Origin of the sequence: Tahibacter aquaticus, assembly GCF_004363655.1 — a bacterium.
GTDB lineage: Bacteria > Pseudomonadota > Gammaproteobacteria > Xanthomonadales > Rhodanobacteraceae > Tahibacter > Tahibacter aquaticus.
This window is the reverse complement of record NZ_SNZH01000001.1, coordinates 229,651-253,050: the sequence shown is the minus strand read 5'-3', so window position 1 is coordinate 253,050 and position 23,400 is coordinate 229,651. Positions and strand designations below refer to the sequence as shown.

20 protein-coding genes are annotated in these 23,400 nt (G+C 65.6%); 13 read left to right on the top strand and 7 right to left on the bottom strand.

Annotated features, from left to right (window positions below):
- Window positions 1-60: 60 nt before the first annotated feature.
- From DFR29_RS01025 to DFR29_RS01010, 4 genes are all read right to left on the bottom strand, one after another.
- Entirely contained in the window at window positions 61-1,266 is a 1,206-nt protein-coding gene (locus DFR29_RS01025; RefSeq protein WP_133816695.1) for an efflux RND transporter periplasmic adaptor subunit, read from the bottom strand.
- A 176-nt stretch (window positions 1,267-1,442) separates the two neighbouring features.
- Window positions 1,443-1,997, bottom strand: coding sequence for a response regulator transcription factor (locus DFR29_RS01020; RefSeq protein WP_133816694.1), 555 nt, complete (start codon window positions 1,995-1,997; stop codon window positions 1,443-1,445).
- Window positions 1,963-3,303: an ATP-binding protein gene (locus DFR29_RS01015; RefSeq protein WP_133816693.1), complete on the bottom strand. Its 1,341-nt coding sequence runs from the start codon at window positions 3,301-3,303 to the stop codon at window positions 1,963-1,965. The genes DFR29_RS01020 and DFR29_RS01015 overlap by 35 nt, the downstream gene beginning before the upstream one ends.
- 46 nt (window positions 3,304-3,349) lie before the next feature.
- Complete coding sequence (locus DFR29_RS01010; protein WP_133816692.1) at window positions 3,350-4,342, bottom strand: TIGR00266 family protein; 993 nt, start codon at window positions 4,340-4,342, stop codon at window positions 3,350-3,352.
- 148 nt (window positions 4,343-4,490) lie between these two features.
- Between DFR29_RS01010 and DFR29_RS01005 the strand changes: the two genes are divergently transcribed.
- Window positions 4,491-5,285, top strand: a complete 795-nt coding sequence (locus DFR29_RS01005) for a thymidylate synthase (RefSeq protein WP_133816691.1) — start codon at window positions 4,491-4,493, stop codon at window positions 5,283-5,285.
- The gene (locus DFR29_RS01000; protein ID WP_208113483.1) at window positions 5,282-5,788 is read left to right on the top strand and encodes a dihydrofolate reductase; all 507 of its coding nucleotides are present in this window, start codon (window positions 5,282-5,284) and stop codon (window positions 5,786-5,788) included. The genes DFR29_RS01005 and DFR29_RS01000 overlap by 4 nt, the downstream gene beginning before the upstream one ends.
- A gap of 108 nt (window positions 5,789-5,896) precedes the next feature.
- Here the strand turns inward: DFR29_RS01000 and DFR29_RS00995 are convergent, their stop codons facing one another.
- Window positions 5,897-6,745 (bottom strand): symmetrical bis(5'-nucleosyl)-tetraphosphatase, encoded by an 849-nt coding sequence (locus tag DFR29_RS00995; protein ID WP_133816690.1) that lies wholly within the window; start codon window positions 6,743-6,745, stop codon window positions 5,897-5,899.
- Window positions 6,745-7,128 carry a Co2+/Mg2+ efflux protein ApaG gene (gene apaG, locus DFR29_RS00990; protein WP_133816689.1) on the bottom strand — a complete coding sequence of 128 codons (384 nt, stop codon included), beginning with the start codon at window positions 7,126-7,128 and terminating at the stop codon, window positions 6,745-6,747. The genes DFR29_RS00995 and apaG overlap by 1 nt, the downstream gene beginning before the upstream one ends.
- 916 nt (window positions 7,129-8,044) lie before the next feature.
- On the opposite strand from apaG, the gene DFR29_RS30270 reads away from it, so the two are divergent.
- From DFR29_RS30270 to DFR29_RS00960, 6 genes are all read left to right on the top strand, one after another.
- Window positions 8,045-8,626 (top strand): type IV pilin protein, encoded by a 582-nt coding sequence (locus tag DFR29_RS30270; protein ID WP_279571510.1) that lies wholly within the window; start codon window positions 8,045-8,047, stop codon window positions 8,624-8,626.
- On the top strand, window positions 8,623-9,207 hold the full coding sequence (locus DFR29_RS00980; RefSeq protein ID WP_166653798.1) for a GspH/FimT family pseudopilin: 585 nt from the start codon (window positions 8,623-8,625) through the stop codon (window positions 9,205-9,207). The genes DFR29_RS30270 and DFR29_RS00980 overlap by 4 nt, the downstream gene beginning before the upstream one ends.
- A complete protein-coding gene (locus DFR29_RS00975) occupies window positions 9,204-9,623 on the top strand; it encodes a type IV pilus modification PilV family protein (protein ID WP_133816686.1) in 420 nt (139 codons plus the stop codon). Before DFR29_RS00980 ends, DFR29_RS00975 begins: the two co-directional genes overlap by 4 nt.
- A gap of 173 nt (window positions 9,624-9,796) precedes the next feature.
- Window positions 9,797-10,993 (top strand): PilW family protein, encoded by a 1,197-nt coding sequence (locus DFR29_RS00970; protein ID WP_166653797.1) that lies wholly within the window; start codon window positions 9,797-9,799, stop codon window positions 10,991-10,993.
- Window positions 10,994-11,073: 80 nt separating this feature from the next.
- Window positions 11,074-11,595, top strand: a complete 522-nt coding sequence (locus tag DFR29_RS00965; protein WP_133816684.1) for a hypothetical protein — start codon at window positions 11,074-11,076, stop codon at window positions 11,593-11,595.
- Window positions 11,596-11,619: 24 nt separating this feature from the next.
- Window positions 11,620-15,516, top strand: a complete 3,897-nt coding sequence (locus DFR29_RS00960; protein ID WP_133816683.1) for a pilus assembly protein — start codon at window positions 11,620-11,622, stop codon at window positions 15,514-15,516.
- A 206-nt stretch (window positions 15,517-15,722) separates the two neighbouring features.
- Here DFR29_RS00960 and DFR29_RS00955 read toward each other — a convergent pair whose 3' ends face one another.
- On the bottom strand, window positions 15,723-16,046 hold the full coding sequence (locus DFR29_RS00955) for a hypothetical protein (RefSeq protein WP_133816682.1): 324 nt from the start codon (window positions 16,044-16,046) through the stop codon (window positions 15,723-15,725).
- A gap of 338 nt (window positions 16,047-16,384) precedes the next feature.
- Between DFR29_RS00955 and DFR29_RS00950 the strand changes: the two genes are divergently transcribed.
- The 5 genes from DFR29_RS00950 to DFR29_RS00930 are packed head-to-tail and all read left to right on the top strand — an operon-like array spanning window position 16,385 to window position 23,196.
- On the top strand, window positions 16,385-16,939 hold the full coding sequence (locus tag DFR29_RS00950) for a GspH/FimT family pseudopilin (protein WP_133816681.1): 555 nt from the start codon (window positions 16,385-16,387) through the stop codon (window positions 16,937-16,939).
- Between the two features lie 8 nt (window positions 16,940-16,947).
- Window positions 16,948-17,496 (top strand): type IV pilus modification protein PilV, encoded by a 549-nt coding sequence (gene pilV, locus DFR29_RS00945; RefSeq protein WP_133816680.1) that lies wholly within the window; start codon window positions 16,948-16,950, stop codon window positions 17,494-17,496.
- On the top strand, window positions 17,493-18,857 hold the full coding sequence (locus tag DFR29_RS00940; protein ID WP_133816679.1) for a PilW family protein: 1,365 nt from the start codon (window positions 17,493-17,495) through the stop codon (window positions 18,855-18,857). Before pilV ends, DFR29_RS00940 begins: the two co-directional genes overlap by 4 nt.
- Before the next feature lie 12 nt (window positions 18,858-18,869).
- Window positions 18,870-19,541 carry a pilus assembly PilX family protein gene (locus DFR29_RS00935; protein ID WP_133816678.1) on the top strand — a complete coding sequence of 224 codons (672 nt, stop codon included), beginning with the start codon at window positions 18,870-18,872 and terminating at the stop codon, window positions 19,539-19,541.
- 16 nt (window positions 19,542-19,557) lie between these two features.
- The gene (locus tag DFR29_RS00930) at window positions 19,558-23,196 is read left to right on the top strand and encodes a pilus assembly protein (RefSeq protein WP_166653795.1); all 3,639 of its coding nucleotides are present in this window, start codon (window positions 19,558-19,560) and stop codon (window positions 23,194-23,196) included.
- Window positions 23,197-23,400: the final 204 nt, after the last annotated feature.

Below are 23,400 nucleotides of genomic sequence, written 5' to 3'. Positions count from 1 at the left end.
GCACAGCAGGCAGGGGCCGGGGCGTGCGCAGGATTCATGGCGTTCGACAACGCCGGCCGCTCAGCCGCCGCCGCGCCGCCGGCGCGGCGCTTCGCCGGCCTTGCTGTCGCCGCTGGCCGGTGCTGCCAGTGGCGGCGGATTCTCGCCGGGCGCCAGCGCCAACACCTTGGCGCCGGGCTTGAGGCGGAACTGGCCTTCGCTGACCACTTTGTCGCCAGTCTTGATGCCTTCGAGGATGACAGTCTTGCCGCCCGGAGCCTCGGCACCGGCCTTCACCGGCTGCAGCGCGACGGTCGAGTCTTCCTTCACCAGGTAGACGTAGCTGCCGTCGGGGCCGCGCTGCAGCGCCTGGGTCGGCACGGTCAGCGCATTGGCCAGCGAACCGACTTCCAGCCGCACGTTGACGAACTGGCCCGGCCACAGCGTGTTTTCGCTGTTGGCGAATTCCGCCTTGAGCTTGAAGCTGCCGGTGGTGGCGTCGATCTGGTTATCGATCACGCTGAGCGTGCCGCTGGCGACGATGCGGTTGTCGGCACGGTCGCGGGCGCTCACCTTGAGCGACTGGCCCGCCGCGCGCACGCGCTCCAGGGTCTGTTCCGGCAGGTTGAACACCACGTTGATCGGGTGGATCTGGGTCAGCACGACGATGGCTTCGCTCTGGCCGCCCTGGACGATATTGCCGACGTCGACCTGGCGGATGCCGGCCAGTCCGGCGATGGGCGCGGTAATCGTCGTATAGCTCAGCTGCACACGCGCATTGGCGATGGCGGCTTCGTCGGAGGCGACCAGCGCTTCGAGCTGGCGCACGCTGTGGCGCTGGTTTTCCAGATCCTGCGCGGCGACGAAGTTTTTCTGGATCAGATCCTCGTAGCGCTTGAGCGTGGAGCGCGCGCCGCCGAGCTGGGCTTCGTCCTGTTTCTTCTTTGCCACGGCCTGGTCGAGCTGGGCCTGGTAGCTGCGTGCATCGATGCGCGCAATCAGCCCGTCCTTGGCGATTTCCTGGCCTTCCTTGAACGCGATGGATTCGATCTGTCCGCCGACCTGCGGCCGCACGCTCACCGTATTGAGCGCCTGCACCGTGCCCAAGGCATCGAGGTTCAGGGGTACGTCTTCGTTGCCGGCGGCAACGGCGGTAACCGGGATGGGCGCATCGGCATCGCTGCCGCCGCGGCGTTGCGTGTTGCTGCTGCCGCTGAAGCTGCGGTAGCCGATCAGCCCGGCCAGGGCTACAGCGATGAGAATGACAACGATCTTGCCGCGCGACATGCCTGCTTCCTTGGATGAGGGCGTTCCGGTTCGGTCTGCCACGAATCTCCCCGACCGCTCAACGAGCGCTCATCGATTCGGTTGACAGCGGATACGCGGGAATTTCGGCGAGGCCGGCGCTGTGGCGTGGCCGGTTTCGGACAGATGCAGTGCAGCGGACAACGGTCGCACGTTCATCAACTGCTCCGTTCGCGTACGGGGTGCTTGGCCAGCTTGCGCTGCAGGGTGCGGCGATGCAGGCCCAGGCGGCGGGCGGCTTCGGAGATATTGCCCTCGCTCTCGACCAGCACGCGCTGGATATGTTCCCACTCCAGCCGGCGCAGCGGGGGCGCATGTTCACCCGCGGTTGCGCCGGGATCGCCTTCGGCGCCCTCGTCGTCGCGCAGGGCGCGCACGATGGCATCGGCGTCGACCGGCTTGGCCAGGTAGTCGTGTGCGCCGCGCTTGATCGCTTCCACCGCCGTGGCGATGGAGGCATAGCCGGTCAGCAGCAGGATACGCAGGTTCGGCGCTATCGCCAGCAACTGCGGAATCAGTGCCAGCCCGTTGTCGGCACCGAGCTTGAGATCGAGCACGCAGTGCGTCGGGTGTTCGCGCCGCAGCAGGCCCAGGGCGCCGACTGCGTCGTGGGCGGTGCTGACGGCGAAACCGCGCGCGCCCAGTGCCCGGGCCAGCACGCGGGTGAAGGTTTCGTCGTCATCGATCAGCAGCAGGCGTTCGGTCTTTTCCATTTGGCACAGTCTCCACAATTTCGGGTGAAGCGGGCGCCACGGCATCGCGGCCGGGCTCCAGTAGCGGGCGCAGCGGCAGGGCCAGCACGGTTTCCACGCCGCTGCCGGCGTTGTCGCGCGCGTACAGCGTACCGCCCAGCCGTTCGGCCGTTGCGTCGGCCAGGGCCAGGCCCATGCCCAGGCCGGTGCTCTTGCTGCTGTGAAAGGGATTGCCCAGCGCGGCGTCCATGCCCGCGGCAAAGCCGGCGCCCTGGTCGCGCACGTGGAACTCCAGCGTGTCGCCGTCCAGCACGATCTGCAGCGCAATCCGGTCGGCTTGGTTGGCGACCGAGGCGTCCGCGGCGTTGTTGAGCAGGTTGAGCAGGGCGTGACGCAGGCCGGCAGGCACCAGGATGGCGAGCTGGGCTGCTGCATCGGGCAGATCGACCGCCAGCGCGACTTCCGGCCGCAGCAGGCCGTAGCGATGGCTGCATTCGGCGACGAAGTCGCCGAGCTGGCGCCGTTCGCTGGCCTGGGCCAGCTGCGCCTTGCCCACGGCGACCAGCTCGCGCAGGCTGTCGCGGCAGCGTTCGATCTGCGAATCGAGCAGGGCCAGGTCTTCCGCCAGCACGCCTTCGGTGTATTCGCGGCGCAGTTCGGTGATCAGTGTGCGCATGGTCGACAGCGGTGTGTTCAGCTCGTGCGCCGCGCCGGCAGCCTGGGTGGCGATGGCGAGAAAGCCCTCGTCGCGCAGCGCACGTTCGCGGATGCGCTGGGCCAGGGCCTGGTTGTCGCGCAGCACCAGCGACAGGCGCGAAATGAACCAGCCCAGCAGCGCTGCGCTGATCAGGAACGACATGGCCATGCCCAGCACATGCAGGTTGGCCCCCAGCGGCGGCAGCGGCTGGTTCCAGCGCAGCAATACCAGGTAAGTGCCCAGCGACATCAGCGCCACCGCAATCACGTGGCGCGGGCTCAGTGCCGTGGCGACCAGGGTGATCGGCATCAGCAGCAGCGCAGCAAACGGATTGGTGGCACCGCCAGTCTGGTACAGCAGCCAGCCCAGCACGATGGTGTCGATGGCCACGTGGGCCATCAGCTCGCCGGCGCTGACCGGCCAGTCCTGTCCCAGGCGCCAGGCCACCAGCATGGCGAATACGCCGAGCGTGGCGATGCCTGCGTACAGGTGCGGCTCGTCCAGCGGAACACCGAGGCCGCCGGCGACGAACAGCACCGTCGCAGTCTGGCCGATCACCGCGGAAAATCGCAGCCAGGCCAGCGTGCGCGCTACCGCCGGTACGCCGAATTCGGGGCGGCGCGCGTTCATGCGCGGCGCCAGGACGGCGCCCTGCCGCGCCGCGGTGGTATCTGGCTCAGCTGCGATCTCCGGAAATCAGATCGCCCAGCCCGCCGAGGATGGAACCTTCTTCCTTGCCGCCGCGGGCGCCGGCCAGCATGCGTCCGGCCATGCGCGAGAACGGCAGCGACTGCAGCCAGATCTTGCCCGGACCGGTCAGGGTGGCGAGGAACAGACCTTCGCCGCCGAACAGCATGCTCTTGATGCCGCCGACCGGCTTCACGTCGAAACCGACGCCATCGGTGAGAGCGACGACGCAGCCGGTGTCCACGTCGATGCGTTCGCCCGGTGCCAGCGTGCGTTCGACGATGGTGCCGCCGGCATGGATGAAGGCGAGGCCGTCGCCTTCGAGCTTCTGCATGATGAATCCCTCGCCGCCGAACAGGCCGGTGAGGATCTTGCGCTGGAAGAAGATACCGATCGACACGCCGCGCGCGGCACAGAGGAAGCTGTCTTTCTGGCAGATCAGGCGGCCGCCGAAGTCGGTCAGCTTCATCGGCACGATGGTGCCGGGGTAGGGCGCGGCGAAGGCGACCTTGCCCTTGCCGCTGCCGTTATGCGTGAACAGGGTGGTGAACAGGCTTTCGCCGGTGATCACGCGCTTGCCGGCCGAGAGCAGCTTGTTCATGAAGCCACCGCCGCCGCCGCTTTGCGAGCCGTCGCCGAAGATCGTGTCCAGCTGTACCGAGGAATCCTTGTACATCATCGCCCCGGCCTCGGCGATCGCGCTTTCGCCCGGGTCCAGCTCGATCTCGACGAACTGCATGTCCGAACCGAATACCTTGTAGTCGATGTCGTCGGAACGGCGCTGGCCGCCGGCCAGCGCGACCGGCGCCGACGGGGGCGCCAGGCCGTCGCGCAGCTCTGTCACCTGGGCGATCGGCTGCCATTCGGCAAAGCCCTGGCGCCAGCAATAGCCGTCGCTCTTGCGCTGCGCCTGCTCGCGGGCGGCGGCGTCTTCCAGGGGGCCGATCTGCTGGCCGTTGTAGTTGAAGAACCACTGCGCCATTGCCTGCTCCTTAGCCGAAAGGGGAAACAGGCGGCAGTGTAAGCGGGTGCGATGACGGCGTCAGGAGTGGCTTGTGGCACAGGCTTCGGCGGCGACGGCGGCCGCCCGCGATGTTCGCGGCCGCGACCTGGGCTAGCATAGCGGGCTTATGCGTGCCTACCTCGACCTGATCCAGGACATCCTCGACCACGGCCAGCGCAAGGACGACCGCACCGGCACCGGCACGCTCAGCGTGTTCGGCCGCCAGCTGCGCTTCGACCTGGCGCAGGGCTTTCCCCTGGTCACCACCAAGAAACTGTACCTGCGCGCGATCGTGCACGAGCTGCTGTGGTTCCTGCGCGGTGACACGAACATCGCCTACCTGCGCGCGAACAAGGTCTCGATCTGGGACGAATGGGCCGATGCGGACGGCAATCTCGGCCCGGTCTACGGCAAGCAGTGGCGTGCCTGGGAAGGCGCCGACGGCCGCACCATCGACCAGATCCGCTGGGTGGTGGAGGAAATCCGCCGCAATCCGGATTCGCGCCGCCTGGTCGTCAGCGCCTGGAACGTGGGCGAGCTCGACCGCATGGCGCTGATGCCCTGCCATGCCCTGTTCCAGTTCCATGTGGCGAACGGGCGCTTGTCCTGCCAGCTGTACCAGCGTTCCGCCGACGTATTCCTTGGCGTGCCGTTCAATATCGCCAGCTATGCACTGCTCACCCAGATGATGGCGCAGGTCTGCGACCTGCAGCCTGGCGACTTTGTCCACACCTTCGGCGATGCGCATATTTACCTCAACCATCTCGACCAGGTGCGCGAGCAGCTGCAGCGCACGCCGCGGGCATTGCCGCAGCTGCAGCTGAGCCCACAGGTGCGCTCTCTGTTCGACTTCCGCTACGAGGACATCCGCATCGAGGGCTACGCGCCGCATGCGGCGATCAAGGGCGACGTCGCCGTATGAGTGTCGCGGCTACCGTGCTGAGCCTGGTCGCAGCGTTGGACAGGAATCGCGCCATCGGCCGCGACGGCGACATGCCCTGGCACCTGCCCGACGACCTCGCCCGCTTCAAGCGGATCACCCTGGGCAAACCGCTGCTGATGGGACGCAAGACCGCGCTGGCCATAGGCCGCGCCTTGCCTGGCCGGCGCAACCTGGTGCTTAGCCGCAGCGGCGAAGCGCCGTTTGCCACGCAGGAGACCGTGTCTTCGCTGGATGCTGCGCTGGCGCTGGCTGCAGCACCGGAGCTGATGGTGATCGGCGGCGGCGAAATCTATGCCCTGGCCCTGCCGCTGGCGACGCGCCTGTATCTCACCGAGATCGATGCTGCCGTGGACGGCGCAGATACCTGGTTTCCCGAATTCGATCGCGGGCAGTGGCAGGAAACCCGCCGCATCGCGCATCCCGCCGACCAGCGGCATGCCTGTTCGTTCGAATTTGTGGATTATGAGAAAAAGCCGGCGTAGGCTGGGGCAAGCCGCAGGCGCACCCCAACCTTCGCCGCTCCGGATTTGCACCGCTCCGGATTTTCGCCGCGCGCATTTGCGCGGCGGGATTCGTTCCGCCCGGTTGCTTCAGTCCATCTCTCGCCCGGCCGGCGGTGTGCGGTCGGACTTGATCGTGACGAAGTAGGGATCTTCCGCATCCAGACGCAGCGCTGTGAGCGAGCCGCCCCAGACGCAGCCGGTATCGATGGCATAGATGCCCAGCCCGCTGAAACGGCCCAGCGTCGACCAGTGGCCGCAGACGATGCGCGTTTCGCGCTTGAGCATGCCGGGTACTTCGTACCAGGGATACAGGCCGGCCTGCTGCGTGCCGGGCACGCCTTTTTCGCCGAAGGCAATGCGGCCGCGCACATCGCAGTAACGCAGCCGGGTCAGCACGTTGATGCTGGCGCGCATGCGTTCCACGCCCTTGAGGCGGCTCGACCAGACCGCCGGCTTGTTGCCGAACATCGAGCGCAACAGCCGGCCATGCTGGGGGCTGCGCAGCTCGCGCTCGACTTCGCGCGCGGCGCGCTGCGCCTGGGCCAGGGTCCAGCGTGGCGCCATGCCCGCGTGGATCATGGTGAAGCGCAGGTTTTCGTCGTGATGCAGCAGCGACTGGTGGCGCAGCCAGTGCAGCAGTTCCTCGCGGTCGGGTGCGAACAGGATCGCGCCCAGCTCCGGATTCACCTTGGCCTGTTCCGCCTCATTGCGCTGGGCAATGGCCAGCAGGCTGAGGTCGTGGTTGCCCAGGGTGACCACGGTCTGGCTGCCCAGGGTGCGCAGCAGGCGCAGTACCTCCAGCGACTGGCCGCCGCGATTGACCAGGTCACCACAGAACCAAAGGGCATCGGAAGCGGGGTCGTAGTTGATTTTTTCGAGCAGGCGTTGGAGTTCGTCGAGGCAACCCTGCAGGTCGCCGATGGCCCAGGTGGCCATCAATGCAGCGTCCGCGGGATGGACAGGGTGAACTGGGGAATGGGCGCGTCGAACATGGTGCCGTCCTCCGCGACCAGGCGATAGCTGCCGCGCATGGTGCCGACGCTGGTCTCCAGGACGGCCCCGGAGGTGTACTGGAATTCCTCGCCAGGGCGCATATGCGGCTGTTCGCCGACTACGCCGTCGCCTTCCACTTCCTGCACCTTGCCGTTGCCGTCGGTGATGATCCAGTGGCGCGACAGCAGCTGCGCGCCGACTTCGCCGACATTCTGGATGGTGATGGTGTAGGCGAATACATAGCGGTTGTCGGACGGGCGTGACTGCTCGTCGATGAACCGTGCGGCGACCGAGATCGCGATGTCGTAAGGGTTTGGGTCGCTCATGTCCCGATTTTCGGCCAGCGGCCTCATCGCGCGCAACCGCAAGGCCCTGCCGGGCCCAGGTTGCGGCGCGCGCTTGACGCGGCTTTCACGCGGTTGCACACGCCGCTCGGCGCCAAACGGGCCGGATTCGGTCTTCGGACTCGCTCGCCGCACTGGGGGCCTTGTTGTCCAGTCCGGCGGCTGCGCGCCAGGCCGCGCAGCGGCGGCAGGCCATGACCGGTTGCGCGGCTGCTACCTGGCGCACATCCGGGCAGCAGGGCGGCGCTCTGTGTCCCACCGGCAGCGGTGCCGGTCGCCCAAGCGCCTGTCGGCCATGCCTGCGTCGCCGGGGAGCGAGCGCAGTCAGCCGTGGCGGCGCGTCGTCGCTCTCGCCGGGTGATGACCGTGGGCGGCGCGACTTCCTGGGCCATTGCGTCTGGCCCGAACACCGGCCGGTACCGCGGCGGAAAATCCCGGTGCCGAGCGCGGTGCTTGCAGTAGGCGCAAATGACTTGCGGTGAGCGCAAAGAATTTCACCGTCACCGCATTCATGAGCATTGCTCGACAGGAAATTCGTGACTGCAAAAGTATTCGATGGCACGGCGCGAAAATAGTTGGCGTAAATGCAAACAAACAACCAAGAAACTATTCAATGACTTTCGCAGTTCCGCCACTTACGCCGGTTGCGACTACAAATTCGCCACGGCGATTGCTCCATACGCATGCGGTATACGCTGCCGTTGGTCGCAGACTAGCGGTATCCGCGAAATCCGAGGAAAACGCGGGAATTTCCTTCAGATATGCCAGGGCTCAATCGAAACCCTTGTCGACAAAGGCACTTGGCGATTCCTCGGCAGTGCATGGCCGTTACGAAAAGCGACACACAGTTTTGCTGAGATGAAAAGGAGCCACGATTTTTAAAATAGCATTCGGTTGCGTGTGGAAAAAAAGCACTGCTAGCGTTGCGGCAAGTTCTGTCAGCCGTCGTGCTGCTGGAGCCTGGTCGGCAGCCGCCGGCCCGCCGGTCCAACGCCGAACAGGGGCAGCCATGTTGCGAGCAACGCAAATTCCGAAGGTCCGCGCCGGTGGTTTTACGCTGATCGAATTGCTCATCGTGATCGGGATCATCGCCATCCTGGCCGCGATCGCCATTCCCTCGTACACGCAATACATCACGCGCAGCAAGCTGACCGAGGCGCAATACGCGCTGCAGGACTATCGCGTACGCATGGAGCAGTTTTTCCAGGACAACCGCAATTACGGCGCGGGTGCCAATTGCGGTGTGGCCATGACCACCAGTACCGGCGCGGCGCGGTTCTTCGATTTTTCCTGTACCCGCAGCGCCGGGCCGCCGGAGGCATATACCGCGACGGCGACCGGGCGTGCAGCCCAGGGTGTCGGCGGATTCGTCTTCACCATCACCGCCGACAATACGCGGCGCACGACAGCCGTGCCGCGGGGCTGGGGTACCGCACCGCTGGCATGCTGGGTGGTGCGCAAGGGCGGGGGCTGTACATGAAACGCCGCTCCCGGCCGCAGGGCTTTACCCTGATCGAACTGATGATTGCGCTGGCCATCCTCTGCCTGCTGCTGATGCTGGGCATGCCGATCTACTCCACCTGGATAACCAACACGCGCATTCGCAATGCGGCGGAATCCATCCAGAACGGCTTGCGGCTGGCGCGGGTGGAGGCGGTGCAGAGCGGCAGGCCAGCCCGTTTCGAGATGCAGGGCACGCAGGCCGGCTGGACCGTCTGCTCGCCAGCACCGACGACGCCAGGCAGTTGCGCCGCACCGCGCAGTACCAAGCAAACCTTCAACGCCAATGACGCGACGGGCAACGTGCTCGTCGGCGGTACGACCAGCCGTACAGTCGCTCTGAACGACGATGTCAGTACCCAGTCCATCACCGGCCGGGGCATTACCTTCGACTCGAACGGGCGTGTACTGGCGGGTACCGTCGCACTGGCCAAGATCGATGTCGCCGCCGCGCGTAGCGATTCGCGACGGCTGGTGACGGTGATTTCCGCGGCGGGCAGCGTGCGCCTGTGCGATCCGCAGCTGAGTCAGAGCGAGCACGCCCAGGGGTGCATGCCATGAGCCTGCGTATACGGCCCGTTGCAGCACAGCGGGGCTCGACACTGCTCGATGCCATGATCGCAATCCTGATCTTTTCCATCGGCATTCTTGGCGTGGTGCGTCTGCAGTCGGTTGCCGTCAACCTGTCCAGCGACGCCAAGTACCGTTCCGACGCGGCCATGCTCAGCGATCGCGTCATCGCACAAATGTGGACAGCGGCGCCGGCGACGCTGGCGACCGACTACACCGGCGCCGGCGGCAGCGGCGGCAGCCGCTACGTGGCCTGGAACAACCAGGTGGCGCAGCTGCCCAACGGCGCCGGCGCCATTGCCGTGGCGGCCGACGGCAACGTGACCGTGCGAGTGCAATGGCGTCAGCCGTCGGAAGCAGTCGCCAACGTACACACCTACGTTACCGCCACGCAGATAGCACGCTAGTGTCCCGTCTCGTCAATACGTTGGAGAAATTCCGGATGGATTTCGCCGGGAGACCAGGCGCGATGAGGAGGCGTAGCAGCGCTACGGCGACGAATCGCAACGACGTATCGCGGCAAAAGACGACGGAATTATTCAATGGTATTTGCGAGACGGGACACCAGGGGGAAATGGCGATGAATCTTGCCAATAGTCGTACGCCTGCGCAGGTTCGCGGCGTATCGTCCGCGGTTGGCCGGCAGCGCGGTTTTTCTCTGGTCGAGCTACTGGTTGCGACTGTGATTGGCCTGATCGGCACCATTGCCATGATGGCCGCATTTGCGCGCTTCGAAGGAACCAAACGCACCACGACCAGTGGCGACGATGCGCAGCAGGCCGGCGTGTTCTCGCTGTACGAGCTGGAACGGCAGGTGCGCAGCGCCGGTTCCGCCATCGTGCAGGGCAAGAGCCCCGCGCGCAGCATCTGGGCCTGTGCGATTTCCGCGCGCACGAATGCAGTTGCCGTGCTGCCGCTACCCGCACCGCTGGCGGCACCATTCGCGGGCGTGCCGGTAACCGTGCGGGCAATCCCGTTGCTGGTCTATGCCGGCGGCAGCGCTACCGGCAACGGCCTGGGCTCCGGCGGCCAGGCCGTGCCCGATGTGGTGGCTGTCATTTCGGGCAATCCGGCAGTGCGCACCGTCGGTGCCAGCATCGACCTGGCAGCCGCCGGCAACGTGCGCATGCAGGACAGCACGTTCGGCTTCTACGCCAATGAGTATCTGCTGGCCGGCAAATCCACCGGGCAATGCGAACTCGGCGTGATCGACGCAGCGCCCGACCACGCCAATCGCCAGTTCGCCCTGCGCACCGCCGCCAGCCCCGCTGCCGGATTCCAGACCCAGCAATACCTGTTCGACCTTGGCGTGGCGCCGGTATTCAGCCTGTTCGGTGTCGATGTGCCGAACAGCCGCCTGGTGGCGTTCGACCTGCTTCGTCGCGGCGGCAGCGACGTACCGGCGGAGATCGCCGACGGCATCGTCATGCTGAAAGCGCTGTACGGCGTCGACGACGGCGTCGGCGGCACCATCGACGACGGCGTGATCGACGAATGGGTATTGCCCACCGGGGCTACCTGGGGCGCTGCGGCACTTAGCGACGGCTCGGTCGCGGCCAACCGGTCGATAGGACGCATCCGTGCCGTGCGCCTGGCGCTGGTAGCGCGCAGCCAACTGGGCGAACGCGCCGCCGACTACAGTGGTGCGACCAGCCTGACCCTGTTTGCCGACGTGCCGGCTGCCGCTCTGCAGGTCGGCATCGAGGCGCGCTACCGCTACAAGGTCTACGACACGACCATTCCTATGCATAACTCCGCGATCACGCGCATCTTCTGAACAAGGGGAATATCGTGCGCAAGAGACAAAATACATTTGCACTATATGGCGCACCGCGGCGCCAGCGTGGCATCGTTGCCATGCTCATCGCCGTCATCGTGCTGATGGCAACCCTGCTCGCTGTGGCCAGCCTGATGCGTTCGGTCGATACGAACAGCCTGATCATGGGCACGATAGGTTTCAAGCAGGGCGTGCTGCAGGAAGCCGAGCGAGCCTATGTGGTTGCGCGGGCGGGCATACCGCGTACCGTCGCGGCCCAGGTCGATGCTGCGCCGGCGTACTTCGCTTCGGTGCAGCCCGCCGACTCGCGCCGCCGCGACCTTCCCGCGGCACTCGTCGCCGATACGCCGACCATCGGCACCGAACTGCCCGCCGGCGCGACCGGCAATCGCGTGCGCTACGTGGTGGAGCGCCTGTGCAACGTCAGCGGTGTCGCTGACCGCGGCCAATGCCTGGTACCGGGCGCCTATACCACCGGCGGCACCCACGACGAGACTTCATCGATATTCACGGGCAGCGGTGCCAGGGCCGCCTATCGCCTCACCGTACGTGTCGATGGCCCGCGCAATGCGCAGGCCTTCGTGCAGACCACCATCCGCTGACTGCAGACAGATCCGGAGATTCGCATGCGCCTCTTCAACCGGTTAGCGCTTCGCGCCAAGACCGCCGCTCTGGTCCTGCTGGCCGTCGTTCCCGCCACTGTACCGGCCGCGCCGACACAGCTGTCGGATGTGCCGGTCTTCAGCGCGAGCACGGTTCCCGCCAACCTGATGCTGGCGCTGTCGGTGGAATTTCCGACGGGGCAGACGCCTGCCTACCAGGGAGCGTTCTCGGCGAGCAGCAAATACCTCGGCTACTTCGACAATACGAAGTGCTACGACTACCTGAGCGGTCCCAATTCGACCGACAACTATTTCAGCCCGGTAGGTACGGCCGCTTCCGGCCTGTGCCCCGGCCGCTGGAGCGGCAACCTGCTCAACTGGGCCACCATGACCGGGCTTGACGCGTTCCGCCAGGCCCTGACCGGCGGCAATCGCCTCGTCGACAGCAACGGCGTGACGATTCTGCAGCGCTCGCGTCTCGCGATCGGCACAGCACCGGTGAAATCCGCGGCCAGCCTCACCGGCCTTTTCCCGCCTACGCTTTTTCCCGGTGCCACGACCCTGTATTTCCGCGGCAGCAACGGCGCCACCCAGCTGAGCAACGGCGCCGACAGCGGTGTTTTTGTACAAATAGCGAGCAACGCGAATTTCACGGGAGCGCTGCAGCTGTATGTGCGGGTGCGTGCCTGCGAGGCGGCCGGCGGGCGCGAAAGCAACTGCATCCAGTATCCCAACGGTAACTGGAAGCCCGTAGGCCTGATCCAGCGCTATGCGGACCGGGTCCGTGTCGGTGCTGCCGGCTATCTGTTCCGCGACGGTGCCGGCAAACCGAACGGAGCACTGCGCGCCGTGGTGCGCGATGTCGGCCCGACGCGCTACAACGGCCTGGCCCCGCGTAGCAGCAACCCGAATGCCGAGTGGAACGAAAACACGGGCATCTTCGTCGTCAACCCCGATGCCGCCAGCGCCAGCGCCTATGGCGACGGCGTGTCGGCCAACAGCGGCTCCATCAACTACCTCAACAAGTTCGGCTACAGCGGCGGCTACAACAGCAAGGACACCTTGGCCGGCGTCTACTGGACCGGACTGGCGCACCTGATGCAGGTGCCGCTGGACGCGCGCTACGCCCCGAACAACGCCAACGTGGTCAACGGCAAGAAGGTCGAGTACGACGGCTTTCCCGTCATCCCGACCACCGCATCGGATCCGATGCAGTACACCTGCCAGGGCAATGCCATCGTCATGATCGGCGACTCGCATACCTGGTGCGATTCGGCGATACCGAGCAGCGGATTCAGCAGCAACGGTCTCGGCGGATGCAGCGGCCAGGCGCCGCTGGCGCCGGTCGGAAGCCTCGACGCCGCTGTTTTCGCCAAGGCGGCGGGACAGCTGCCGCTGCTGGAGGCGAACTCCGGCAATTCGCTTAGTCCGACGGCCGCCATGTATCTGCCGGCGCCGTACCTGAACAATCTGGGCGGGGTAGCGGCCAGCACGGGACATAGTTCCGGCTATGGTGTCGTCGGCATGGCCTACTACGCCCACACGCAGGATATCCGGGCCAATGTCGCCGACAAGCAGCTGGTAGATACCTTTTCGGTCGACGTTCTGGAGGCGGGGCCTGCGGACGGCTCGTCGACCGCACAGGCGCATTTCAACCCGGCCGGCATGCCCTCGGGCCCCGGCCCGTCGCAATACTGGCTGGCGGCCAAGTACGGCGGTTTCGATGACATCAACGACAACGGCATTCCGGCCAACTACCGCACCTGGCACACCAACAGTTCCAACAGCTACGACACGGTGCCGGACAACTGGTTTGCCGGCAATCGCCCCGACCTGGTGCAGTCCGGCCTGTCGACCATCTTCAATCGCGTCGCTTCGCGCAAGGTGCTCAGCGCGGCAGGGCCGGGTGCTCCCTCGTCGCGCAGCCTGAGCAATATGGACCCGGCGATCTTTCGCAATCCCGCCCCCGGTTTTGCCCTGTATACGACGGCCTATAAGCCAGGCGACTGGAGCGGCAACGTAACGGGCGCAGTCGCCAGCGTCGCCGCCAACGGCAATACCGTGCCCGTGACCGCCGGCACGCCGCCGCTGCCCGTGCAATGGAACGCGCAGGCGTTGCTGGACACGATGAGCCAGCTTTCCAACGGCGCCAATCCGCCCGTGCTGGGCTGGAATACCACGCGGCGCATCGTGACCATCGGCAGCGCCGGCGGCATACCGTTCCGCTATGCGAACCTGACTACCGCGCAGAAGGCCGCGCTCAACAATGACGCGACCCTGCTTGACTTCCTGCGCGGCGACCGCAGCCGCGAAAGCACGAGTTTCCGCCTGCGCAAATCAGTGCTGGGCGACATCGTCAACTCCAAGGCCGTGCTGGTGCAGGCGGCGCAGTCGCCCGGCTATAGCGAAACGGCCAACCCAGGCTATCCGGCGTTCCGCCTGCGCGTCGCCAGCCGCGCGCCTGTCGCCTACGTTGCCGCCAACGACGGCATGCTGCATGCGTTCGGCGCCGGCTTCGCCGCGCCGGCTGCCAACGGGCTTGGTGGCGGCGGCAGCGAACTGTTTGCCTATGTACCCGGCCTGGTCTTCCAGGGCCCCGACGGTACGCCGCAGGTCAGCGGCCTGGCCGCGCTGGGCAATCTCGCCGGCGTCACGGCCAATACCTTCTCGCATCGCTTCTACGTCGACCAGTCGCCCGCCGTTGCCGATGCGGATTTCAACCGCGTCGCCGGCAATGCGGGCGGCAGCGGGCTGCCGGACTGGCGCACCCTGTTGGTTGGTGCGCTGGGCAAGGGCGGCAAGGGCGTCTACGCGCTCGATGTGACCGATGTCCCCGCGGCGCCGGCGCTGAACGACAGCGCAGCGCAGGAAGCCGTGATCAAGAACAAGGTGCTGTGGGAGTTCAGCGATCCCGACATGGGCTTCCTGTATGGCAAGCCTCTTATCGCCAAGACCTACAAATACGGCTGGGTGGTGCTGGTGGCGTCCGGCTACAACAACAGCTCCGGCGTCGGCAAGCTGTTCGTGCTGAATGCCAGGACCGGCGCGCTGCTGGAAACACTGGCGACTACCGGCGGCAGCGCTGCTTCGCCGTCCGGGCTGTCGCGGCCGTCGGCCTATACGAAGAACTTCTCCGACAATACAATTGAACAGGTATACGCTGGCGATCTGAACGGAAAACTCTGGCGTTTCGACCTGTCCGCGCCGACCGGCGCCTATCCGCCGCCGCAGGTGCTGGCGACGCTGACGGCACCGGACGGCTCGGCGCAGCCGATCACCACCGCGCCGCGCATCGAGCTCGATGTCGATTCGACCGGCTTGAGCACGCGCCGCTGGGTTTTTGTCGGCACGGGTCAGTTCCTCGACGCGACAGATCTGCTGACGGCGCAGCGGCAGAGCTTGTACGCACTGCGCGACGGCAATCAGGAACAGCCGGCCTGCCACGGTTCGGGTACCTGTCCGTCGCTGTCGCGTGGACAGCTGATTGCGAACACCGATCTGCTCGCCGGTGTGTCGATAACCGATGCGAGCAACGGCTGGTACTACGACCTGACCGGCCAGGCCAGTGCGGGCGGCGCTACCGAACGCATCGTGGTCGATCTGGATACACAGGCCGGCCTGCCGGTCGTGGCCTGGGCGACGCTGCTGCCCGGAACCGACCCGTGCAACTTCCAGGGCAAGGTGTATGCGGCCAACTTCGCCACGGGTATCACGGCGCTGATCGGCGCCGGCGGCAGCCCTGTCGCGAACTTCGTTCCGGCCACGGGCGCGCCGACCGAAGCCACGATCTACGAATTGCCCGGTGGCGGGTTGGGATTGCTGATCGGCTCGCTGGTGGGCAACCCCATCACCCAGTTGCTGAATCCCAATAGCGCAGCCGATGCAATGGTTCGCATCAACTGGCGCGAGGTGCTCGACTGACCGATGTCGGTATCTGGCACAAAGCGCCTTGCCGGGCGCTTTGCGCTGCAAGTCTGTCCGCTACCGGCCAAGAAAATGGGGGGGGCTGCCGTCCGGGGCCAGCGGAAACAGCGTTGCGATCGGGACGGGCCATTGCTGCCTGCGCGAAGCAAGGCCCTGAGACATCCCTGGCTGTGCGTGGCGAAACAATAAAGCCCGATTCAAACCTATGCATGGTTTGCACAATGTATATCGTTGGCTTCGTTGCATTGAGCAAGTCGGCAGTGGTTGCGGCGCGCTGACCCGCCAAGCCCTTGAATGCTGCCGGCGGAGCTTCGCAGCGGGGCATCGGCATAGTCGTCGGACCTCCGCGGTGCGCCGTGTTGCACGTCGAAATCCGCAATCGGCGATCTTTTCCGATCAACCGCTGAACCGCCGAACCGCCGTTCCGGCGAGAAACAGTTGATGAAATATCCAATAACGCCTGATTGGTTATTTAGTGCTTCGCGCAGTGCGGCAGTTTTCTCTGCTTGCGACCAGGAAACCTTCATCACGCTTGCTGTCATTGCCGTTTTTGAATGCCGCCATCCGTCGCAGACCAACGGTATTCGCGTGTTGCCGCCGCACAAGGCGGGCCTGCGCCGACGATGCACGGGCTCGCGCAGAAATCATTGTCTATAAAGATATTTAGCGCTATGAAATCAATTATTCACGTTTTCCGGAAGGCGAGTGATTTAAAAAAATTGGCGATAACTTCCATGGGATTCCAAAAAATACCGTTGCGTTCGGAAAAATTTCATTGCTAGTTTCCTCGTCGCTATGCCGGCGATCGCCGCGCAGATCGGGTCAGGAGCGCTGGCCCGCAGAGTGACAGCCGGGCGGGGAACCTATGCTTCAACTATCGCCATATCCAGCACGCATACGGTCGACGGGATTCACACTGATGGAATTGCTGGCCACGGTCGCGATCGTCGCCATCGGCGTGGCACTGGCCTTGCCCTGGCTGCGCGAAAGCCTGACCAGCGGCAACATCAAAAACCTCAGCAACGATCTGGTCGTCGCCCTGAACCAGGCGCGCAGCGAGGCGGTAAAACGCGGTACCCGCGTCGCCGTGTTCAGCCTCTCGGGCAGCGACAGCTGGAACAGCGGCTGGCAGATCCGCGCCGATGCCGCGCGCGACGCCACCTTCAGTACCGTAATCCAGACCCGCAGCAGTCTGCCGCAGGATGTCGGCATCCGTAACAGCACGCTGGACCAGCGGCCGGAGCGCATCGTCTTCAGCGTCGACGGCGGCCTGTTCAGCGCCAATCCCGATCTCGTCAACGCGGTCGAGCTGAGCGTCTGCCGGCCCGATGCCGACGCCGCCAAGGAGCGCCGCGTGATCGTGCGCGGCAGCGGCGAGGTCAGCATGCGCCGCAACAGCACCAATGAATCGGGCTGCTGAGAACGATCATGCATAGAAGTATAAAAAATGGTGGTTTCAGCCTGCTCGAAGTGCTGGTCGCCTTGCTGATCATGTCTTTCGGCCTGATCGGCATGGCCGGGCTGCTGGTGGTTTCGGTCAAGATCAATCATGGCGCCTACCAGCGCACCCAGGCTACGGCGATTGCCGAATCCATGGCCAACCGCATGCGCGCGAACGTGCGCGGCGTGTGGTCCGGCGCTTATGCCGGCAGCTATCCGCGGGCCGGCAGCGTCAGCGCCTGCACCCGTGGCGCCACCTGCAATTTCAGCGCAATCGCGGCGCGCGACGGCGCCGCCTGGAGCCGGGAGCTGAACAATTTCCTGGCGCAGCCGCAGGCCAGCATTGCCTGCGTACGCAACTCGGGCTGGACCAACTCGCTGGCGACCGTCGCCGGCAGACCGACCGATCCGCCTTACGACGGCCTTTGCACCATCACCCTGAACTGGGCCGAGTCCACTCTGGATAGCGGTAGCCCTGGCGCGGCGTCCAGCAGCGCTCCCGTCACGCAGACTTTTGCCTGGGTATTCCAGCCATGAGCCGCCGCCAGCTATCTCACTGCCACGCTGCCGCGGGTTTTAGCCTGGTCGAGGTGATGGTCGCCGTCGTGCTGGGGCTGCTGCTGACCGCTGGCATCGTCAGCATCTTCCAGGCCACGTCCAGTACCAACCAGTTGCAGCATGCGCTGGCGCGGGTACAGGAAAATGGGCGCTACGCCGTCACGCGCATGAACACCGACCTGCGTGCGGCCGGCGGCCAGTACTGCAGCAACGCCGGCAGTGTCGCGAATGCCACATTCGATCGTGCCGATCCGCAGTTTTCCCAGGAAAGCGCCTGGCGCGAACCGCGCCTGCTCGACAGCGCGTTCCGCCTGCCCGACTGGGGCACGCCGGGGCCGACGTTCACGGTACCACCGCCGCCGCTGGATCTGAGCGCGCGCTTCTATATCCAGGGCTACGACTGTGCCAATGGCAACTGCCTGCCGGCGCAGCCGGTACTGCCGGCAAACCTGCCCGCCATCGGCGATGCCGCCGGCAATCGTGTGCGTGGCAGCGACGTACTGGTATTGCGCCAGCTGCGCAGTTCGGGCTGGGACGTTGTCGACTGCGTGCTGACACCGACACCGCTGCTGCGCGTCAAGCCTGCCCCGGCATCGACGATGCCACCCGCACCGGCGGACCCGCCGTTCGACATCCAGGCGCAGCAGGTTGTGATGCTCAACGATTGCGAGAAGCCGCAGATCTTCCGTGCCGGCAGCGTCGGCGCCAGCGCGGCCCTGCCCGGCGGCTTCGACCTTGCGCCTTCGGTAGAGGCAGCAAACAGTGGCTTCGTCTGTCCGGCCAATACGCCTGGGCGCGAAGTGCGCGTGTTCAACATGAGCGACGACTTCGTCACCATCACCTACTACCTGCGGCTGCGCGCCGACGAGAATCCCGATGCCAGCGGACGCCTGATTCCGGTGCTGGTGCGGCGCGAGGCGCGCACCGGGCAGCCCGGCAATACCGACCAGGTTGTCGAGCACGAGCTGGTACAGGGTGTGGAGCGGCTGGATTTTCTCTACGGCATACACCGCGGCAATGACCAGATCACTTACCTGACGGCGCGCGAAGTCGATGCCGCTGGCGGATGCGGCGGCCAGCCCGGCTCGGCGACGGCGCAAGCCGGCTGCGGCTGGCGCACGGTGCATAGTATTGAAGTCCACTTGTTGCTGGACACGGTCGACAATCATTTCGGCCTGGTGCAATCCGACAGTGCCTATCGCTACAGCATCGACGGGCCGGGCTTCGTGTTGCCGCCGGTCGATCCGGCCGCGCCGATGCCGGTAACCCGGATCGCAGCCGGCGTGATGATGCGGCGCGAATTCGTCAGCCTGGTCGCCAACCGCAATTTCAGTCCTTGACGAGGCCTTGCCATGCATAGCGGAACTGCGCGTGACTTTTCGCTGCCGCAACCGCGGCGCCAGCGCGGCGCGGTGTTGTTCGTCGCGCTTATGTTTCTCATCGTCATCACCTTGCTGGCCCTGTCCTCATCCGGTACGGCGGTGCTGCAGGAACGCATGACCGGCGGCATGCGCAACAACCAGCTTGGCCTGATGGGCGGCGACAGCGCGCTGCGCGGCGCCGAGTTCGATCTCTACACCATGGCCGAGGCGAACGACCGATCCGGATCGCTGAGCTTCAGCTGCGGCTACGAAGGCGTGCTGGGCGGCTGCTTCAGGAAGACCTACGGCGAAATCAATCCGCTGGTGCAGCGCTTCCGCAACTCGCCGCCGGGCTATCTGCCGCCCCTGGGCAGGGATGTACGGGTGTATGCGCCGGTACTGACCAATCTTCCTGCCGACCGGGCGACGGCATCGCTGGCGCAGCAGCCGCGGCAACTGATCGAAGACCTGGGCGAAGCCTTCCCGTCCCGGCACGGCCGCATGGCTGGCGCCGCCAGCCGCCTTGCCCAGGGCAGCGCCAGCGACCCCGAGGCACTGCACCACTATCGCATCACGGCGCGCTCCACCGGTGGCAGCGATGCGGTCAACCGCATTGCGGAAAGCACTTTCCTCGCCCTGGTTCCGAAGAGCTACAACCCGTGAGTGCAGGAGTAGCAAAATGAATTCCTCCACGAAAAGTCGCCTGTGGCTGTATTGCGTCCTGCTGACAGCCGCTGCCGCCAGTCCGGCACTGGCCGACCCGGTCGACCTCGATGCGGAACCGCCTGAACTGAGCGTCAGCGCCGAGCCTAACGTCGTCGTGACGCTGGACGATTCGGGTTCGATGGTGCACACCCATATGCCCGACAGCGCCTTGAACTTTCGCGGCACTCCGCGCTATCACTACTTCGCCGACAACAGCATCTACTACAACCCGGCCACGACGTATCAGCCGCCACTGATGCCCGACGGCGTAACGCGGTTTCCTCCGGCGGTCTATACCAATGCCTGGCGCGACGGCGTCTGCGCCAACCTGCCCTCGGACGGCTCTTACGGCCCGCGCTGCACACCGGTCAACACCGTCAACCTGTCGACGGCGTTTTTCAGCGGCTACGAAAACTACGGCTGCATGGCCACCAATGCGGCCGGGCAGTGCGAGACACTAGCCAGCAACCAGTCGCTGTACAGCAACAGCAACGAGCGTTCCTGGACCACGATTCCCGACGGCGCCCGCACGCGCAGCGACAACTCGCTGGTCACAGGCGGTTTCTACTACGTGATGGCCGCCGACGGCACGCTCGCACTGGTCGAAGTCAACGGCCTGGACACTGCGCAAAAGCAGAATTTCGCCAACTGGTTTTCCTACTACCGTTCGCGCCGCATGATGTCGCTGGCCAGTCTTTCTTCTGCGTTTGCCGCGGTAGCCAGCCCGATACGCATCGCCTGGCAGAACATCAACCAGAACCCGATTGGCGCTGATACGACCATCCTGCCGTTTACGGCGGCACAGCGAAACGGTTTCTTCCGCTGGCTGTACGCAACACCGGGCCGCAACGGTACGCCGAACCGCTCGGCCATGATCCGCGCTGGCGAGTTTCTGGCCGGGCGCCTTCAGAACGGCAGTGCCCGCGGCGCGACCAATCCCTACTGGCAGCCGATTGCGGGCGTACCCAGCGGCGGCATGGAACTGTCCTGCCGGCAGAACTTCCATCTGCTGGTTACCGATGGCTTCTGGAATGCTGATGTGCCGACGACCACTGCACTCAAGACCAGCCTTGCGGCCACGCTGCCCGACGCAAAGGCGTATACGCCCGGCACCGCGGACACCCGCGTCTACAGCGCGCAGACCACCGCCGCAGCCACGGGCTCCAGCGGTACCGGCAATGCCAATCCCAGCCTGGGCGATATCGGCTTCACCTACTGGGCCACCGACCTCAAGCCGAACCTGGCCAACAAGGTGCCGCGCTATCTGGCCGACAGCACCATCCGCGTTACCAATACCGTGCAGCGGCCGGTGCCGCTGGATCCTTTCAGCGACGACGAGATCTACTTCAATCCGGCCAACGATCCTGCCAACTGGCAGCACGTGGTGCAGTACACGGTCGGACTCGGCGTTCCCGGCGTGCTGCCTGGCGGCAACGAAGCGATCATGGCCCTGACCATCCGCGCGCTGCGCCAGGGTTCGCTGCAATGGTTCCTGCCCCGGACCGACAGCGACGACAACCGCAAGCTCGACGATACCTGGCGCGCTGCGGTGAACAGCCGCGGCAACTTCTTCAGCGTGACCAATCCGCAGCAGCTCATCGACAGCATATCCAAGGTGCTGCGCACGGCCACGGCCAACCGTGCCGGGCGTTCGGCAACGCCGACCCTGGGCGCTGCCGTACTGTCCAGCCGCGGCGTCGCGTTCAGCACCACGTTCTCCACGACAGGCTGGACCGGATCCTTGCTGCGCTTTGCCGTCAATGCCCAGGGCGCGGTCGGTACGCAGCCCCTGTGGAATGCCGGCAGCCTGCTGACCGGCATGCCGGCCAGTGCGCGCAAGATCGTCACCTCGCGCGGCGGTCCGGGCAGCGGCCAGCCGTTCCAGCCGGCCAATCTCAGCCCGGAACAAAGAACTGTTCTCAACAAGTATCCGTATACCCAAAGCGGCAGCATCGCGCAGGTGGAAAACCCGGCCAACTGGCCCGTGGACGGCCTGGCAGACCAGCGCGTCAACTACCTGCGCGGCGACCGCTCCGGCGAAACCGCGGCACCGAACTTCCGCCAGCGCCAGTCGCTGCTGGGCTCGATCATCTATTCGCAGCCGCTGTACGTGTCTTCGCCCGGCGGCCTGTCCGACGACTTTCCGCCAGGGTCGCCGGAACAGCTGGCAGGCCGCGCCGCCTATGAGTCGTTCGTCAGCGGCAATAGCAATCCATCGACCCGGCCGCCGACGGTCTATGTCGGTTCCAACGACGGCATGCTGCACGCCTTCGATGCCGCCAGCGGCGCCGAACGCTGGGCCTATGTACCGAATACGCTGATCCTCAATGGCCGCATTGCGCGTACGACGATTTCCCAGCCCAACCTCGTGCCAGGCGCGGACGACACGCCGATCTCCGCTGACGTGTTCATCGGCAATAGCTGGAAAACCGTGCTGGTGGGCTCGTTGCGCCTGGGCGGCCGGGCGGTCTATGCGCTGGACATCACCACGCCGCTGGCGAACAACGAAACCCAGGTCGCGCAGAAGGTGCTGTGGGAGTTCAGCAACAGATCACAGGGCGGCGCCAACCTCGGCTATACCTATTCCTCGGCGAACATCGCGCGACTGAACCACGGCGCCTGGGCCGTGCTCGTCGCCGGCGGCTATTTCCCCAAGGAAGGTCTCGATGCCGACGACCCGGCCGCGGCAAGAAAGCAAAGCTCCCTGTTCGTGCTGGATATGGCCACCGGCGCCGTCATTCGGGAAATCCAGACACCGGCCAGTGTCGTCAGCTACGGCCTTTCCACGCCGGCCGCCTTCGACAGCGATCTGAACCGCACCACCGACGTGGTGATGGCCGGCGACCTGGCCGGCAATCTCTGGCGCTATGACCTGTCCTCGGCCAATCCGGCGCAATGGAAGGTGGAGCAGTTCTTCGCCACGTATGCCACGGCGGCCGACATCGGCAAGCAGCCGGTCACGGTGATGCCGGTCGCGATGGAAGACCGCGCCAGCCGCATTGCCAGCGACGGTCGCGTCAATCGGCCGATCTGGGTGTTCGGTACCGGCAAATACCTCGGCAACGAGGACCGCACGACGAATATCCCGCGCCAGTACTTCTACGGCGTGCGCGACTACGGCAGCGGTTATTCGGGCTATCCGCTGCTGCCGGCCGGGCTGGTGGCGCAGACCTTCCTGGATAACGGTGCATTGCGCGAAGGCGGCGTGCCGGCAAACGTTCCGCCGTCGGCCAGCGGCTGGAGAATGGAACTGACCCCGGGCGAGCGCAACGTGGTCACGGCGACGCCGCTGTATGTCAGCAATATTGCCTGGCTATCCACCTTCATGCCCGACGCACTGGCCGATCCCTGCGAAGCCAGCAACCGCGGTGCGCTGATGGCGGTGAAAGGCGATGCAGGCAGCTCGACCGGTCAGGTCGAAGGTGCAGGGACTACGCCGAATACCGTCGGCCGTTTCACGGCAACCCCGCCGCAGCCCGGCTCTATCGTGCAGCTGGCGACACAGCTGGGGGGCGGCCAGACCATGGCTCCGGGCCAGGACTTTGCCGTCCGCGCACAGTATTGGCGGCGCGAGTCCTGGCGCGAAATCTTCAATGCGGAGAACGCCCAGTAGTGAGATGGCCGGCATGTGTGCGTGACGCTTGCCGCTGCCGCACCAGCCGTCGCTGGCTGAGTTGCTTGTACCCGGCAAGAGTTCCGCTGGACGGCAGAGACAAGCCGGCACGGGCGCGAGGCGTGCCTGTTACGCCAGCGGGGCTGGCCAGAGAGCGTCTGTCGACGAAATCCGCCGGCGCGCGGTAACTCCGCCGCATATTGT

Excerpts from the sequence above, each read along its gene's own strand:
- DFR29_RS01025 (WP_133816695.1), bottom strand. The coding sequence starts at position 1,266 with ATGTCGCGCGGCAAGATCGTTGTCATTCTCATCGCTGTAGCCCTGGCC.
- DFR29_RS01020 (WP_133816694.1), bottom strand. The coding sequence starts at position 1,997 with ATGGAAAAGACCGAACGCCTGCTGCTGATCGATGACGACGAAACCTTC.
- DFR29_RS01015 (WP_133816693.1), bottom strand. The coding sequence starts at position 3,303 with ATGAACGCGCGCCGCCCCGAATTCGGCGTACCGGCGGTAGCGCGCACG.
- DFR29_RS01010 (WP_133816692.1), bottom strand. The coding sequence starts at position 4,342 with ATGGCGCAGTGGTTCTTCAACTACAACGGCCAGCAGATCGGCCCCCTG.
- DFR29_RS01005 (WP_133816691.1), top strand. The coding sequence starts at position 4,491 with ATGCGTGCCTACCTCGACCTGATCCAGGACATCCTCGACCACGGCCAG.
- DFR29_RS01000 (WP_208113483.1), top strand. The coding sequence starts at position 5,282 with ATGAGTGTCGCGGCTACCGTGCTGAGCCTGGTCGCAGCGTTGGACAGG.
- DFR29_RS00995 (WP_133816690.1), bottom strand. The coding sequence starts at position 6,745 with ATGGCCACCTGGGCCATCGGCGACCTGCAGGGTTGCCTCGACGAACTC.
- apaG (WP_133816689.1), bottom strand. The coding sequence starts at position 7,128 with ATGAGCGACCCAAACCCTTACGACATCGCGATCTCGGTCGCCGCACGG.
- DFR29_RS00980 (WP_166653798.1), top strand. The coding sequence starts at position 8,623 with ATGAAACGCCGCTCCCGGCCGCAGGGCTTTACCCTGATCGAACTGATG.
- DFR29_RS00975 (WP_133816686.1), top strand. The coding sequence starts at position 9,204 with ATGAGCCTGCGTATACGGCCCGTTGCAGCACAGCGGGGCTCGACACTG.
- DFR29_RS00970 (WP_166653797.1), top strand. The coding sequence starts at position 9,797 with ATGAATCTTGCCAATAGTCGTACGCCTGCGCAGGTTCGCGGCGTATCG.
- DFR29_RS00965 (WP_133816684.1), top strand. The coding sequence starts at position 11,074 with ATGCTCATCGCCGTCATCGTGCTGATGGCAACCCTGCTCGCTGTGGCC.
- DFR29_RS00960 (WP_133816683.1), top strand. The coding sequence starts at position 11,620 with ATGCGCCTCTTCAACCGGTTAGCGCTTCGCGCCAAGACCGCCGCTCTG.
- DFR29_RS00955 (WP_133816682.1), bottom strand. The coding sequence starts at position 16,046 with ATGAAGGTTTCCTGGTCGCAAGCAGAGAAAACTGCCGCACTGCGCGAA.
- DFR29_RS00950 (WP_133816681.1), top strand. The coding sequence starts at position 16,385 with ATGCTTCAACTATCGCCATATCCAGCACGCATACGGTCGACGGGATTC.
- pilV (WP_133816680.1), top strand. The coding sequence starts at position 16,948 with ATGCATAGAAGTATAAAAAATGGTGGTTTCAGCCTGCTCGAAGTGCTG.
- DFR29_RS00940 (WP_133816679.1), top strand. The coding sequence starts at position 17,493 with ATGAGCCGCCGCCAGCTATCTCACTGCCACGCTGCCGCGGGTTTTAGC.
- DFR29_RS00935 (WP_133816678.1), top strand. The coding sequence starts at position 18,870 with ATGCATAGCGGAACTGCGCGTGACTTTTCGCTGCCGCAACCGCGGCGC.
- DFR29_RS00930 (WP_166653795.1), top strand. The coding sequence starts at position 19,558 with ATGAATTCCTCCACGAAAAGTCGCCTGTGGCTGTATTGCGTCCTGCTG.